This window comes from Pseudoalteromonas sp. J2K-J979 (genome assembly GCF_058169715.2).
Genome location: NZ_CM200281.1, coordinates 295,266 through 309,545 on the forward strand (window position 1 = coordinate 295,266; position 14,280 = coordinate 309,545).

The 14,280-nt window shown below is 43.1% G+C and carries 11 protein-coding genes; 7 read left to right on the forward strand and 4 right to left on the reverse strand.

Annotated features, from left to right (window positions below; all coding sequences use genetic code 11):
* Positions 1–25 precede the first annotated feature (25 nt).
* On the reverse strand, positions 26–2,341 hold the full coding sequence (locus tag AC3KVK_RS01410) for a Tex family protein (RefSeq protein ID WP_490311211.1): 2,316 nt from the start codon (positions 2,339–2,341) through the stop codon (positions 26–28).
* 100 nt (positions 2,342–2,441) lie between these two features.
* Here AC3KVK_RS01410 and greB point away from each other — a divergent pair, with 100 nt between their 5' ends.
* The 3 genes from greB (at position 2,442) to envZ (ending at position 5,137) form a co-directional block, all read left to right on the forward strand.
* On the forward strand, positions 2,442–2,915 hold the full coding sequence (gene greB, locus AC3KVK_RS01415) for a transcription elongation factor GreB (protein WP_490311210.1): 474 nt from the start codon (positions 2,442–2,444) through the stop codon (positions 2,913–2,915).
* A 118-nt stretch (positions 2,916–3,033) separates the two neighbouring features.
* Positions 3,034–3,759: an osmolarity response regulator transcription factor OmpR gene (gene ompR, locus AC3KVK_RS01420; RefSeq protein WP_490311209.1), complete on the forward strand. Its 726-nt coding sequence runs from the start codon at positions 3,034–3,036 to the stop codon at positions 3,757–3,759.
* 76 nt (positions 3,760–3,835) lie between these two features.
* Entirely contained in the window at positions 3,836–5,137 is a 1,302-nt protein-coding gene (envZ, locus tag AC3KVK_RS01425) for a two-component system sensor histidine kinase EnvZ (RefSeq protein ID WP_490311208.1), read from the forward strand.
* Positions 5,138–5,232: 95 nt separating this feature from the next.
* Here envZ and AC3KVK_RS01430 read toward each other — a convergent pair whose 3' ends face one another.
* From AC3KVK_RS01430 to hslR, 3 genes are all read right to left on the reverse strand, one after another.
* Positions 5,233–6,774 (reverse strand): phosphoenolpyruvate carboxykinase, encoded by a 1,542-nt coding sequence (locus AC3KVK_RS01430; RefSeq protein WP_490311207.1) that lies wholly within the window; start codon positions 6,772–6,774, stop codon positions 5,233–5,235.
* Between the two features lie 268 nt (positions 6,775–7,042).
* Positions 7,043–7,891 carry an Hsp33 family molecular chaperone HslO gene (gene hslO, locus AC3KVK_RS01435; RefSeq protein WP_490311206.1) on the reverse strand — a complete coding sequence of 283 codons (849 nt, stop codon included), beginning with the start codon at positions 7,889–7,891 and terminating at the stop codon, positions 7,043–7,045.
* A 13-nt stretch (positions 7,892–7,904) separates the two neighbouring features.
* Positions 7,905–8,315, reverse strand: coding sequence for a ribosome-associated heat shock protein Hsp15 (gene hslR / locus AC3KVK_RS01440; protein ID WP_518526922.1), 411 nt, complete (start codon positions 8,313–8,315; stop codon positions 7,905–7,907).
* A 234-nt stretch (positions 8,316–8,549) separates the two neighbouring features.
* On the opposite strand from hslR, the gene gspC reads away from it, so the two are divergent.
* The 4 genes from gspC to gspF are packed head-to-tail and all read left to right on the forward strand — an operon-like array spanning position 8,550 to position 14,279.
* A complete protein-coding gene (gene gspC, locus AC3KVK_RS01445) occupies positions 8,550–9,485 on the forward strand; it encodes a type II secretion system protein GspC (protein WP_490311205.1) in 936 nt (311 codons plus the stop codon).
* Between the two features lie 27 nt (positions 9,486–9,512).
* Positions 9,513–11,582 (forward strand): type II secretion system secretin GspD, encoded by a 2,070-nt coding sequence (gspD, locus tag AC3KVK_RS01450; RefSeq protein WP_490311204.1) that lies wholly within the window; start codon positions 9,513–9,515, stop codon positions 11,580–11,582.
* Positions 11,575–13,062, forward strand: coding sequence for a type II secretion system ATPase GspE (gene gspE / locus AC3KVK_RS01455; RefSeq protein ID WP_490311203.1), 1,488 nt, complete (start codon positions 11,575–11,577; stop codon positions 13,060–13,062). The genes gspD and gspE overlap by 8 nt, the downstream gene beginning before the upstream one ends.
* On the forward strand, positions 13,062–14,279 hold the full coding sequence (gene gspF, locus AC3KVK_RS01460; protein WP_490311202.1) for a type II secretion system inner membrane protein GspF: 1,218 nt from the start codon (positions 13,062–13,064) through the stop codon (positions 14,277–14,279). The genes gspE and gspF overlap by 1 nt, the downstream gene beginning before the upstream one ends.
* Position 14,280: the final 1 nt, after the last annotated feature.

Sequence of the window (14,280 nt, forward strand, 5' to 3'; positions counted from 1 at the left end):
TTCGAAAGAGCCTTTTTTGTATGGATTATTTTTTTGTTTTGGCTTTGGCAAATGCATCGGCAAAGGCATTACCAAATGCTGGATTGGTAAACTCTTTTTTCGCTCTCGCTGGTTTAGTCGCAGACTGAGGCTTTTTCGCAGTTGCTGATTTACTCTGATTTTGTGTGGTGGGTAACTCATCATTTAAGCGCATGGTAAAGCTAATGCGGTTGCGTGATGCGTCAACTTCAAGCACTTTCACTTTCACAATGTCACCGGCTTTAACTACTTCACGAGGATCAGAAATAAACTTGTTGGTGATGGCTGAAATATGCACTAAGCCATCTTGATGAACACCGACATCAACAAAGGCGCCAAAGTTAGCCACATTGGAAACCACACCTTCGAGAATCATACCCGGTTTCAAATCGGATACCTTTTCAACTCCCTCTTTAAATGAAGCTGTTTTGAACTCTGGACGAGGGTCGCGTCCTGGTTTGTCGAGTTCGCCAATAATGTCTGTGATGGTTGGCACACCAAACTCTTCTGAAGTGAAGTCGCTGGGGTTGAGTGTTTTTAATACATCACTGTTACCAATTAGCGCTGCTACCTCAACTTGGCTCGATTGAGCCATCTTTTTGACTACGGAGTAGGCTTCAGGGTGTACCGCCGAGGCATCAAGAGGATCTTTCCCTTGATTAATACGTAAGAATCCCGCAGCTTGTTCAAAGGCTTTAGGGCCTAAACGTTCGACTTTTTTGAGTTCTGTTCGGCTATTAAATTCACCATGTTCATCACGAAAACGAACGATGTTTTGTGCCAGAGTCTTATTTAAACCAGAAACACGCGCTAACAGAGGAGCAGAGGCCATGTTGACGTTTACACCAACGGCGTTTACACAGTCTTCGACAACAGCAACGAGGCTTTGGCCCAGTTGGCTTTGTGATACATCGTGCTGATATTGCCCTACACCAATTGATTTAGGTTCAATTTTCACTAGTTCGGCAAGTGGATCTTGTAAGCGACGAGCAATCGATACTGCACCCCGTAACGAAACATCTAAATCCGGGAATTCATTCGCAGCAAATTCGGAAGCAGAATACACAGAAGCGCCGGCTTCGCTGACGACAATTTTATTGAGCTTTAAATCAGCCTCAGCTTTGATTAGCTCAGCCACGAGTTTGTCTGTTTCACGCGAGCCAGTACCATTACCAATGGCGACTAATTCAACTTTATGTTGGCGGCAAATTTGCGCCAGTGTGCGTAGTGACTTTTCCCAGTGGTTTTGCGGTGCATGAGGGAAAATAGTATTGGTAGCGAGTAGCTTACCTGTTTGATCGACCACCGCTACTTTAACGCCGGTACGAAGACCAGGATCAAGTCCTAAGGTGGTTTTTGCACCAGCAGGCGCAGCCATCAGGAGATCTTTTAAATTTTTCGCAAATACGTCAATTGCAGCGGTTTCTGCTTTTTCGCGCATGCTGGCTAAAAATTCATTTTCTAAATGCAGTTTGAGCTTAACTTTCCAAGTCCATTGCACCACAGTCAGTAACCAAGCGCTGTTAGCATTGTGTTGAATATCAAGCTTAAAATGCTGGGCAATCATATTGCTGCACACTTCGTGTGGTGATTCAGATTGCGGGTCAGGGTTGAGCTCTAAATTGATAAAGCCTTCGTTGCGAGCGCGTAACATGGCTAAAGCACGATGCGAAGGCACTTTTGTTAATAGCTCGCTATGAGCAAAATAATCTTGATATTTGGTGGCTTCTTTTTCTTTACCCGCGATTAATTTACTTTCGATAAATGCATGTTGCTGTAAGTGGGCACGGAGTTTAGCCAGTAACTTGGCATCTTCTGCAAAACGCTCCATTAAAATGAACTTGGCGCCATCTAAGGCTGCTTTTTCATCGTTGATCCCCGCTTGGGTGTTGATAAAATCACGGGCTGCGGCATTTGGGTCAAGATCATTGTTTGTGTACAGAGCGTCCGCCAGTGGGGCTAACCCTGCTTCGATGGCTATTTGGCCTTTAGTGCGACGCTTCGGTTTGTAGGGTAAATATAAATCTTCTAACTCAGTTTTACTTTGTGCGCCGCGGATGTCATTGGCTAAGGCATCGCTGAGTTTACCTTGTTCGCTGATGGTATTGAGTATGAACTCGCGGCGCTCGTTTAACTCTCTTAAATAACCTAAGCGTTGCTCTAATAAACGCAGCTGTGTGTCATCTAAACCGCCAGTTACTTCTTTACGGTATCGCGCGATGAATGGCACCGTAGCGCCTTCGTCCAGTAATTTAGTTGCGGCAACGACTTGTTGTTGAGATGCGTTTAGTTCGTGTGCTAGCTGCTGTGAGATTGTGGTCATTCATGAACCTTTTTTCAGTTTTCACTTGTTTCTTAAATCAATCAGATGAATTATTAGCACTAATTGATTGTAACTAATGACCTGATTGTCTCTATTCACTATGAAGAAGTCCAATTATATCACACGAGAAGGCTATGATTGCCTTGAAAGAGAGCTGCGCTATTTATGGAAAGAAGAGCGCCCGCGAATCACAAAGTCAGTCTCTGAAGCGGCGGCGCTTGGTGATCGTTCGGAAAATGCAGAATACATCTATGGTAAACGCCGTTTGCGAGAAATCGACCGCCGAGTGCGCTTTTTAAATAAACGATTAGAAGAATTACAGGTGGTCTACCCTTCTCCACAGCAAGAGGGAAAAGCGTATTTTGGCGCGTTTGTTACCGTTGAAAAAGATGGAGAGGAAGAGATTGAGTATCAATTAGTTGGGCCTGATGAGTTTGACTTGCGCCAAGGAAAGTTGAGTATCGACTCGCCGTTTGCACGTGCTATTTTAGGCAAAAGCGTTGAAGACGAATTTGAATTTTGCTCTGCCGCAGGTGTCTCTGAGTATTATATTGTGGCAATACGCTATAAATAATCAATAGTTAGCCAGCGTTAGTTGAAACTTTGTGTAACAATCTTATCGCGAAAACACTTTCTTAAATTGTGTTATTTCTTTTATATTAAAACCATAACTTGAATAAGAATAATTAATTATGACTATGGGACATGAAACTACCAAAATTTTAGTTGTTGATGATGACATGCGTCTTCGCAGTCTATTAGAGCGCTATTTGGTTGAACAAGGATATATTGTTCGCTCAGCAGCTAATTCAGAACAAATGGATCGTTTATTAGAGCGTGAGAATTTTCATTTACTCGTGTTAGATTTAATGTTGCCAGGTGAAGATGGCCTATCTATTTGCCGACGCTTGCGACAAAAAGAAAATGACATCCCCATTGTGATGCTGACAGCAAAAGGCGATGAAGTTGACCGTATCATAGGTTTAGAGCTTGGTGCAGATGATTACATTCCAAAACCATTTAATCCTCGCGAGTTGCTTGCGCGCATCAAGGCGATATTAAGACGCCGCTCTAAAGATGTTCCAGGCGCGCCGACAGCGGAAGAAAATTTAATTACGTTTGGTGAGTTTACTTTAAACCTTGCTACCCGCGAGATGGGAAAAGGGGATGAAGTGATTTCACTGACCAGCGGCGAGTTTGCGGTACTTAAAGCATTGGTGACACACCCAAGAGAGCCGCTCAGTCGTGATAAATTGATGAATTTGGCACGTGGCCGAGATTACAGTGCTCTTGAACGCAGTATTGATGTTCAAGTGTCGCGTTTGCGCCGAATGGTTGAGGTGGATCCTGCGAGCCCTCGATATATCCAAACTGTCTGGGGCTTAGGTTACGTCTTTGTACCAGATGGCAATAAGTAACCGTGATTTTGTTGATAAAGGTGAACTGAGGTTCACCTTTTTACGTTCTACTGCTTAATTTTTTAGTGATGATTCTATGCGAATATTTCCACGTAGTGCATTTGGACAAACTGTTTTTTTAGTTGGCGCATTGCTGCTGATTAATCAGATCGTGTCTTACATTTCAGTGACGTTTTATGTGGTGAAACCGACTATAGAACAAGTGAATTTGATGCTGGCTAAGCAAGTCAAAACGGTGTTTATTGGGTTTGAAGATGGTGTCGAAGTGTCGACAAATATTTCGCGAAAATTTTATGAAGCCACCGGTGTTGAAGTGCTCAGCGAATACGATGCGATGCAACGAGGTTTGGAATTTGCATCAGAATACCCAATGTTATCGCGAATTATGACCGAGCAGTTGGGTGGGCAGGCGCGTGTTCGAATTAGTCAGTCAGAGACTTTGGTTTATTGGGTTGAACCACCACAAATGCCGGGTCATTGGGTTCGGGTGCCATTGATGGGGTTCAAAGAAACGAACCTTGAGTTCTTGTCTTTTTATTTAGCATGTATCGGTGTGCTGAGCGTCTTAGGTGGTTGGTTATTTGCCACACACCTTAATCGACCGCTCAAAGAACTTCAGCAGGCGGCGATGAAAGTCGCAGTGGGGGATTTTTCGTCGCAAGTCAAAGAACAAGGCTCAACCGAAGTCATTGAAGTAACAAAGGCATTTAATCAAATGTCCCGTGGGATCGCCGCACTTGAAGAAGACCGCCGCTTATTAATGGCGGGTGTTTCTCATGATTTACGCACACCGCTCACTCGCATTCGTTTGGCCACTGAAATGATGGCTGAAAATGAAGATTACCTTCGGGATGGAATAATTGCAGATATTGAAGATATGAATGCAATTATTGATCAATTTATAGAATATTTACGTCACCATAAATTAGCTGATTTACAGTCAGAAGACCTGAATGCATTGGTGGCCGAAGTGATTAGCTCTGGTCAGCAGCATCATCGTACTATCTCAGCGAGTTTTAACGAGAGTATTGCTAATATTCCGTTGAGTCATGTGGCCATTAAACGTGTTATCACTAATATGATCGAAAATGCACTGCGTTATTCGGATGGTGATATACATGTCGTGACAGGGATAGAGAAAAATAAAAAGTATGCCTTTGTTGCGGTGCAAGATAAAGGGCCAGGTATTCCCGAAGATGAACTAGAGCGAGTTTTTCAACCTTTCACACAAGGAGACTTAGCGAGGGGCAGTGAAGGGAGTGGTTTAGGGTTGGCGATTATTAAACGGATCGTCGATATGCATCAGGGGAAGGTAACGCTTCGCAATTTACCTGAAGGCGGATTAGAAGCAAAGGTAAGCTTTTTATTTAAGCATTAAACAATGAAGTGATAAATATATGGGCTAAAATTTTATTAGAGCCCATTAAAAAGCCCGTATTAAACGGGCTTTTTTGTATTTAGTTAGAGGTGAGATTACTCAGCTTTAGGGCCTGCTTGCTTGATAGCTTCTGACACATCATATTGAGCAAAGTTTTCAGAGAAATCAGTTGCTAGCTTGTGTGCATATTCAACGTATTTCGCTTGATCTGCCCAAGTGTTAACAGGATTAAGTAATTTGCTATCAACGCCTTCAACTGCAACAGGTACATCGAGGTTCAAGATGTCGATGTGCTGCGTTTCTACACCGTTTAAGCTACCCGAAACAATTGCTTCAATCACTGCACGAGTTGTTGGGATATCAAAACGCTTACCAGTACCGTAAGGGCCACCAGTCCAACCTGTGTTAACTAAGTATACTTTTGCACCAAACTCACGAACGCGTTTCATTAGTAATTCTGCGTAAACGCCAGCTGGACGTGGGAAGAATGGTGCGCCAAAACAGGTAGAGAATGTTGACTCGATGTCCGACGTTGAACCAATTTCAGTTGACCCTACTTTTGCTGTGTAACCACTTAGGAAGTGGTAAGCCGCAGCTTCTTCAGACAGTACTGAAACAGGAGGTAATACACCACTGACGTCACATGTTAAGAAGACAACCGCTTTTGGCTCACCAGCACGGTTTTCAACTTTACGCTTTTCAACGTGCTCAAGCGGGTAAGCTGCACGTGTATTTTGCGTTAGGCTTGTGTCGTTAAAGTCTGGTACACGGTTTTCATCTAAAACTACGTTTTCTAAGATTGTACCGAATTTAATCGCGTTCCAGATAACTGGCTCGTTCTTTTGCGATAGGTCGATACATTTAGCGTAACAGCCACCTTCGATATTAAATACGCTACCAGGTGCCCAACCGTGCTCGTCATCACCGATAAGGAAACGAGTCGGATCAGCTGATAATGTTGTTTTACCCGTACCAGAAAGACCAAAGAATAATGCAGTGTCGCCAGCTTCACCAACGTTTGCACTACAGTGCATAGGTAATACACCTTTAGCTGGAAGAAGGAAGTTTTGTACAGAGAACATCGATTTTTTCATTTCACCGGCATAATGCATGCCCGCTAATAACACTTTACGCTGTGCAAAGTTAATGATAACAGTACCATCGCTGTTCGTGCCATCACGTTCTGGATCACAAACAAATGAAGGGACATTCATCACTTGCCATTGTGGTAAATCAGACACATTGTATTTTTCAGGTTTGATAAACATGTTGTTTGCAAAAACATGGTGCCAGGCAGTTTCTGTTGTAACAACAACTGGAAGGTAATGCTCAGGATCGGCACCTACTTCAAGATGAGAAACAAAGTGGTTGCTTTCTTGAACATGAGATTCTACACGTGCCCATAGCGCATCAAACTTTTCGGCATCGAAAGGACGGTTTACATTGCCCCATTGAATGTCATTTTGTGTGCTTGGCTCTTGCACGATAAAACGATCTTTTGGTGAACGGCCAGTACGACGACCTGTATTTGCAACAAATGCACCATTTGCTGCTAGGGTACCTTCACCGCGGGCGATGGCGTGTTCAACTAATTCTGCAACTGTTAAATCAACAAAACGAGTAGCGCTTGAAGTCATGTGTATACCTAAAATGTGAGAGATTGAACGGGTAACTCAGTAAATCATGAGATTAAAAAGTCAGCTAAATAGTAACAGAACAAGTAGGGATATACGACCGTTAAAAGTGGCTAAAAGGCCTATTTTTCCTAGATTTAATGTGATTTTTTTCATGATACCGGTGTCATTTTTTTTTGTAAAAAATATGATACCGGTGTCATTGTTAAATATAAAAAAACCGAGCTTACCTCGGCTTTTTATATAAACTGAATAATGACCGTTTGAGTGTTTAAAACAACCCTCGGATTTCACTTTCATTGAACTCATAGTCTTTCAGGCAGTAATGACATGAAATCGTCACTTTGCCCTCTTTTTCGATATCCTCTAGTAACGGTGCGAGTCCGACATTGATCAAAGCTGTCATGGTTTTTGTTCGACTACACGTACACTGAAACTTAATTGGCTGTGGCTCAAATACTTCTGGGTTATCTTCATGGTACAGACGAGTAAGTAAGGTCATCGCATCAAGGTTTAATAACTCATCATCTTTGATGGTATTGCTCAGCGCTTCTAAGTGGCTGAAGTCATCGGCCGACTTTTCTTTATTATTAGTGACAGGTAGCGTTTGTAATAATAAACCAGATGCTTTTAGTCGTTCGTTTACAATGTCGGTGGCAATCCACATCCGTGTACTGAGCTGCTCGGACTGTTTAAAGTATCCTTCAAGGCACTCGGCTAACGAGTTCGAGGTGAGGGGAACAACCCCTTGATAGCGTTCACCTTGAACAGGTGTGAGCGTAATAACCATATAGCCATTGCCAATTAAGTTGGTGACGCCACCTTCGGTCACTTCGCCAGTAATACGCGCAACGCCACGCATGTTTTGGTTATTATCACCATTGATTACAGCGTATTTAACCGGTCCGTCACCTTGAAGTTGAACTGCGATATCCCCTTCAAATTTTAATGTGGCGGTTAGCAAACATGTTGAGACTAATAATTCGCCCAGTAGTTGTTTAACCGGCGCTGGGTAATTATGACCAGCAAGCATTTCTGTAAAAGTTTGCTCTATTTGAACAAGCTCTCCGCGAGCATCTAATTTTTCAAATATGTATCGATGAAGTAAATCGTGTTGCATGATTATTTATTACCTAGCTTTGCTTAAATTTAATTAATGTGCGACGTTGTTTTTTGTCGGGTTTGTGATCTGGGCTGGGAGAGAAAAAACTATTATTCTTCCTTGCCCAACTGGTCTCTTCACGTTTTTTGATACTTTGCTCTGACTCTTGGTAAAGTTGCTGAGCAATCTCGGCTTTTTGCCGATGCACTGAGAGTTCCAACACTGTGATGGTTTTTTCATCTGATCCCATCGTTACTTTTATGATGGCACCAACCTCGACTATTTTACTGGGTTTGCATCGCTGCCCATTGTAATGAATTTTACCACCTAAAATCATTTCGCGCGCTAATGATCGGGTTTTATAAAATCGTGCCGCCCAAAGCCATTTGTCTAAGCGTACACTGTTGTCTTCTTTATCTGACTGCTTGGTTATTTTCGCCACAATATTCATTAATGAGGTGGGTGAATTTTGCGCGAAAGGTAGCATAATTTGCGTGATAAAAAAAGTAACCTCATTTGCCGCGGTACATGCTCTGTACCCAGAAATACTGGCCTAGATGGTGCTTTATAAACTGTGACACGGCCTGTGTCACCATAATTCATAGTCGTGCGCTTGTTGTATTAAAGTTGAAAGGGTACTATTGATGGGCTTTTTATTATAAAAATACAGCAGGTCATGCAAGTTAAATTAGAACAATTAAAAAAACTAGTTGCGAAGTTGCCAGAGAAAAAAATAAGCCAAAGTGTGTTGGTGATGATAGTGATCTACCTAGCATTCTTAGCTGCGAAATTTGTGTGGTTGGTTGTCCCGACTCCAGCTAAAGGTCCTGTTATTTCGCCACCACAAGCAAATCTCTCATCCTCATCTTCTGCGTTTAATAGTCGTGCAGTGACAGATCAAAATTTATTTGGCTCAGTATCTGCCAAGCCAGTTGTTAAAGTTGAACAGCCCAAGGTGATTAACAATGCACCAGAAACTAGGCTCAGTATTAGTTTAACGGGCGTTGTTGCGGTTAATTTAGATGATCAAGCTGGGCTTGCGATCATTGAGAGCCAAGGCTCCCAAGAAACTTACCAATCGGGCGATGTGGTCAAAGGCACGCGCGCGCAAGTTAAACAGGTGTTTGCTGACCGCGTGATTTTGCAAGTGAATAGTGGCTTTGAAACGTTAATGCTCGATGGGATCGAATTTAGTAAAACATTAGCATCAACACGTCATCAAGACACTCCGCGATCAAGGCTCACGCCTGTTGAAGAAGATGATACGCGTGTTATTGAGCCGACACAGGATGAAGATGTGCAAGAAGAGTTACGTGAAACCCGCGACGAGATTATGGATGAACCAGGTAAGCTCTTTGAGTATCTCCAGGTTTCACCTGAGCGAAATGGCGGTGAGTTAGTTGGTTATCGTCTGCGTCCAGGCAAAGATCCTGAACTATTTAATCGCATGGGGTTACAAGCAAACGACTTGGCAACTTCAATTAATGGGTATGCGCTCACTGATATGAAACAAGCGATGACTGCAATTAATGAGTTGCGCAGCGCCACATCGGCTAGCATCACTATCGAACGAGATGGAGAGCAAATAGATGTGCAATTTAGCCTTGAATAAAACAATAAGATTCGGAGTTTATAAGTAATGAATCACTTGCTACACCTAAAAAAAATCAAAAAGGGGTTAGCAAAATACACTGCGCTGTTTATTGCTGCGGGTATTTCTTGTTCAGCCATGGCGGTTCAGTATTCGGCTAATTTCAAAGGCACCGATATTAATGAATTTATTAATATCGTTGGTAAAAATCTGAATAAAACCATCATCATCGATCCAAACGTGCGCGGTAAAATTAATGTCCGCAGCTATGTGTTAATGGATGAAGAACTTTATTACCAATTCTTTTTAAATGTGCTTGAAGTCCACGGTATTGCCGCTGTCGAAATGGATAACGGCATCCTTAAAGTGAAGAAAAGTTCCGATGCGAAGAAATCGAGCGTTCCTGTGCTGGGCGATGAGTCAGAAGTGCAAGGTGACATGCTGATTACTCGCGTAGTCCAAGTTAAAAATGTCAACGTGCAAGAGCTCGGGCCATTGATTCGCCAATTCAGTGATCAAAAAGATGGTGGACATGTTACCAACTACAATCCATCAAATGTAATGATGTTGACCGGTCATGCGTCATCAGTGAATCGTTTAGTCGAAATTATTCGTTTGGTTGACCAAGCGGGTGATCAGCAAGTCGATATTGTGAAATTACAATATGCCACAGCTGCAGATGTGGTCTCTGTAGTTGATAATATTTACAAACCCGCGACAGGTAAAAACGATGTACCGGCTTTTTTGATTCCAAAGGTTGTGGCCGATGAGCGGACTAATAGCGTTATTGTTAGTGGTGAAAGTCAAGCGCGTGAGCGAGCGATTACTTTAATTAAACGCCTAGATAATGAGCTTGAAAACCAAGGTAATACCAAGGTTTTTTACCTTAACTATGCCAAAGCAGAAGATTTAGTCAAAGTCTTACAGGGTGTCAGTAAAACGATTGCCGACGAGCAAAAACAAGGGGCTAAAACTTCATCGCGTAACCGCAATGATATCAGCATCGAAGCACACCCAAATTCGAATTCATTAGTGATCACTGCCCAACCTGACATTATGCGCTCGTTAGAAGGGGTGATTGCCAAACTTGATATGCGCCGTGCGCAAGTCTTGGTTGAAGCCATTATTGTTGAAGTGTATGAAGGTGACGGTGTCAACTTGGGCATGCAGTGGATTAATGAAAAAGGCGGTATGCTGCAATTTAACAACGGCACAACGGTTCCGGTGGGCAGTTTAGCGGTCGCCGGTGAAATGGCGCGTGACAAAACCATCGTCGACAATGTTATTGGTGGAGATACAGGTAATGTCACGCCTATCGAAAAAACAGTTGAGGGTGACTTAACCGCGCTTGCAAGTTTGCTAGGTGGTGTCAATGGTTTAGCGCTTGGTTTTGCTAAAGGCGATTGGGGGGCGATTATTCAGGCTGTTTCGACAGATACCAACTCAAATATTCTCGCAACGCCTTCAGTGACCACTATGGACAACGAAGAAGCCTCGATGATTGTCGGTCAAGAAGTGCCAATTATTACTGGTTCTCAAACAGGCAGTAATAACTCAAATCCATTCCAAACGGTTGATCGTCAAGAAGTCGGTATCAAGCTAAAAGTGACACCACAAATCAACGATGGCAGTGCCGTACAATTAACCATTGAACAAGAAGTGTCGAGTGTCAGTGGTGCAACAGCGGTTGATATTACAATTAATAAACGTGAAGTAACCACTACGGTACTCGCCGATGACGGCGCCATGGTTGTATTGGGTGGTTTGATTGATGAAGATGTGCAAGAAAGTGTCTCAAAGGTGCCATTATTAGGTGACATTCCAATTCTAGGTCACTTATTTAAATCAACAAATACCAGTCGTAGAAAGCGTAATCTACTGATTTTCATTCGCCCAACGATTGTACGCGATAGTGCAACCATGAATACCTTAAGTAACAGTAAATATAACTATATTCGCACTGAGCAACAAAAACAAAAAGATGACGGCATCGATTTAATGCCCGCTTCGACAACGCCAGTATTACCTGAGTGGAATGATGAGCTCATTTTGCCACCCACTTATGAGCAATATTTGCATTCAGAGAACAAAAAATTACAAGAGAAAAAAGATGACTGAGCAAGTGGGCTTAATTAAGCGCTTGCCCTTTTCTTTTGCAAAGCGCTTCGGAGTATTACTCGCGCAAGAAGCGTCGGGTTATGTTTTATATTGCCATGGTGATATTCGTAGCGATACGCTTTTAGAAGTGCGTCGAGTTGCTGGCAATGAATTTAAAATTGAAGCCTTAACCGATGATAAGTTTGAGTTGTTGCTGGAGTCTGTTTATCAACGTGATAGCTCAGAAACACAGCAAATCATGGAAGATATCGGTAACGAAGTTGACTTATTTTCCCTTGCTGAAGAAATGCCGCAAACTGAAGATTTGTTAGCAGGCGAAGATGATGCCCCCATCATTAAACTGATCAATGCAATGTTAGGTGAGGCCATCAAAGAGGGCGCTTCTGATATTCATATCGAAACCTTCGAGCAAGATTTAGTCATTCGTTTTCGTGTAGATGGTGTGCTTAAAGAAGTTCTTAAGCCTAATCGTAAGTTAGCGTCGTTATTGGTTTCGCGTATTAAAGTCATGGCGAAGTTAGATATCGCTGAAAAACGTATTCCGCAAGATGGCCGCATCAGCTTGCGTATTGCAGGTCGTGCTGTCGATGTACGTGTATCGACAATGCCGTCTAGCTTTGGTGAGCGGGTAGTGCTGCGTTTATTGGATAAAAATAATGCCCGTTTAAACCTTGAAGATCTTGGTATGCTGAAGCAAAACCGTGAACGTTACGCTGATCTTATTCGCAAACCCCATGGCATTATTTTGGTGACAGGGCCAACGGGGTCGGGTAAAAGTACCACCTTATATGCCGGTTTAACAGAGATTAACTCCCGTGACAGAAACATTCTCACCGTTGAAGATCCAATCGAATATGAGATCCCAGGCATTGGACAGACACAAGTTAATTCAAAAGTAGATATGACCTTTGCGCGTGGTTTACGGGCGATTTTACGTCAAGATCCAGATGTGGTGATGGTCGGTGAGATCCGTGACTTAGAAACCGCACAAATTGCGGTGCAAGCTTCGTTAACGGGTCACTTGGTCATGTCGACTCTGCATACAAATACCGCTTCAGGTGCGATTTCCCGTATGGAAGATATGGGGGTTGAGCCTTTCTTACTGTCTTCGTCTTTACTGGGGGTGTTATCGCAGCGTTTAGTGCGTACTTTATGCAACGATTGTAAAGAGCCGCACTTGGCGGACGAAAAAGAATGTAAGTTGTTAGGCGTGCCGTTTGGTCAGCAAACTCAGATTTTTCGGGCTGTGGGCTGCGAAAAGTGCAATCACAATGGCTACCGTGGACGGACAGGGATTCACGAGCTGTTAATTGTTGATGAAGCCATTCGTGAACTCATCCACAACGGAAAAGGTGAGCAAGCGGTTGAAAAATACATTCGTCAGCACACTCCGAGTATTCGCCAAGATGGGTGTGCACGGGTGCTTGCAGGTGACACCACATTAGAAGAAGTGCTCAGGGTTACCAGAGAGGAAGTCTAATGGCGGCATTTGAATACAAGGCACTAGATAAAAAAGGCAAAACCAAAAAAGGCATTCTTGAAGCAGACACGGCTAAGCAAATTAGGCAGATGATCCGTGAACAAGGTATGACGCCACTTGAAATAAACCAAGCCGCAGATCAAGAAAAAGCACAAGCACGACAAGGTTTTTTCAAAACCAGTATTTCTACCTCAGATCTGGCGTTAATTACACGCCAACTGGCTACGCTAATTCAATCGGCCTTGCCTGTTGAGGCTGCGGTTTTGGCGGTCGCAGAGCAAAGCGAAAAGCCGCGTTTAAAGCGGATGTTAATGGCGGTGCGCTCTAAAGTCGTTGAAGGGTATTCGTTGGCTGAAGGTTTGGCTGAGTTTCCACATATCTTTGATAATTTATTTCGTTCTATGGTGGCTGCAGGTGAGAAATCAGGTCATTTAGATCAAGTTTTGAACCGTTTGGCTGATTACACGGAACAACGCCAGCATATGCGCAGTCAAATCACACAGGCAATGGTGTATCCAACTGTGCTGGTGGTCTTTGCAATAGGCATTGTGGCGATTTTATTGGGTACTGTGGTGCCAAAAATTTTAAAAACATTCGAAAAGTCTAAACAAGCGCTTCCTTGGACAACCGAGTGGGTCATGGCAGCCAGTCACTTTGTGCAAAATTATTGGTTAATTTCATTAATTGTCATCGTTGCTTTAGTGGTGGGAATCAAACAAGCTCTTAAAAAACCAAAAGTTCGTTATTGGTATGACAGTCAATTACTGACTTTACCAGGAATTGGTAAAGTGGCACGGGGTGTTAATACTGCGCGATTTGCGCGAACACTCAGTATTTTGTCTTCATCGGCGGTGCCGTTATTAGAAGGTATGCGTATCTCAGGGCAGGTGTTATCAAACTCGCGGATCCGAGAAGCGGTGGCCGGTGCATCAACTCGAGTCAGTGAAGGGGCCAGTCTGCGCGCCTCGTTAACAGAAACTAAGTTATTTCCGCCGATGATGCTTCATATGATCTCAAGCGGTGAAAAATCTGGTGAGCTTGAGCAGATGCTTGAGCGTGCTGCCGATAATCAAGACCGTGAATTTGAAACATTAGTCAGTGTTTCATTGAAGTTATTAGAACCTGCCATGATTGCAGGGATGGCGGTAATCGTGTTGTTTATCGTCATGGCGATATTGCAACCGATTATGGCAATGAATAAAGCGATTGGGTTATAAA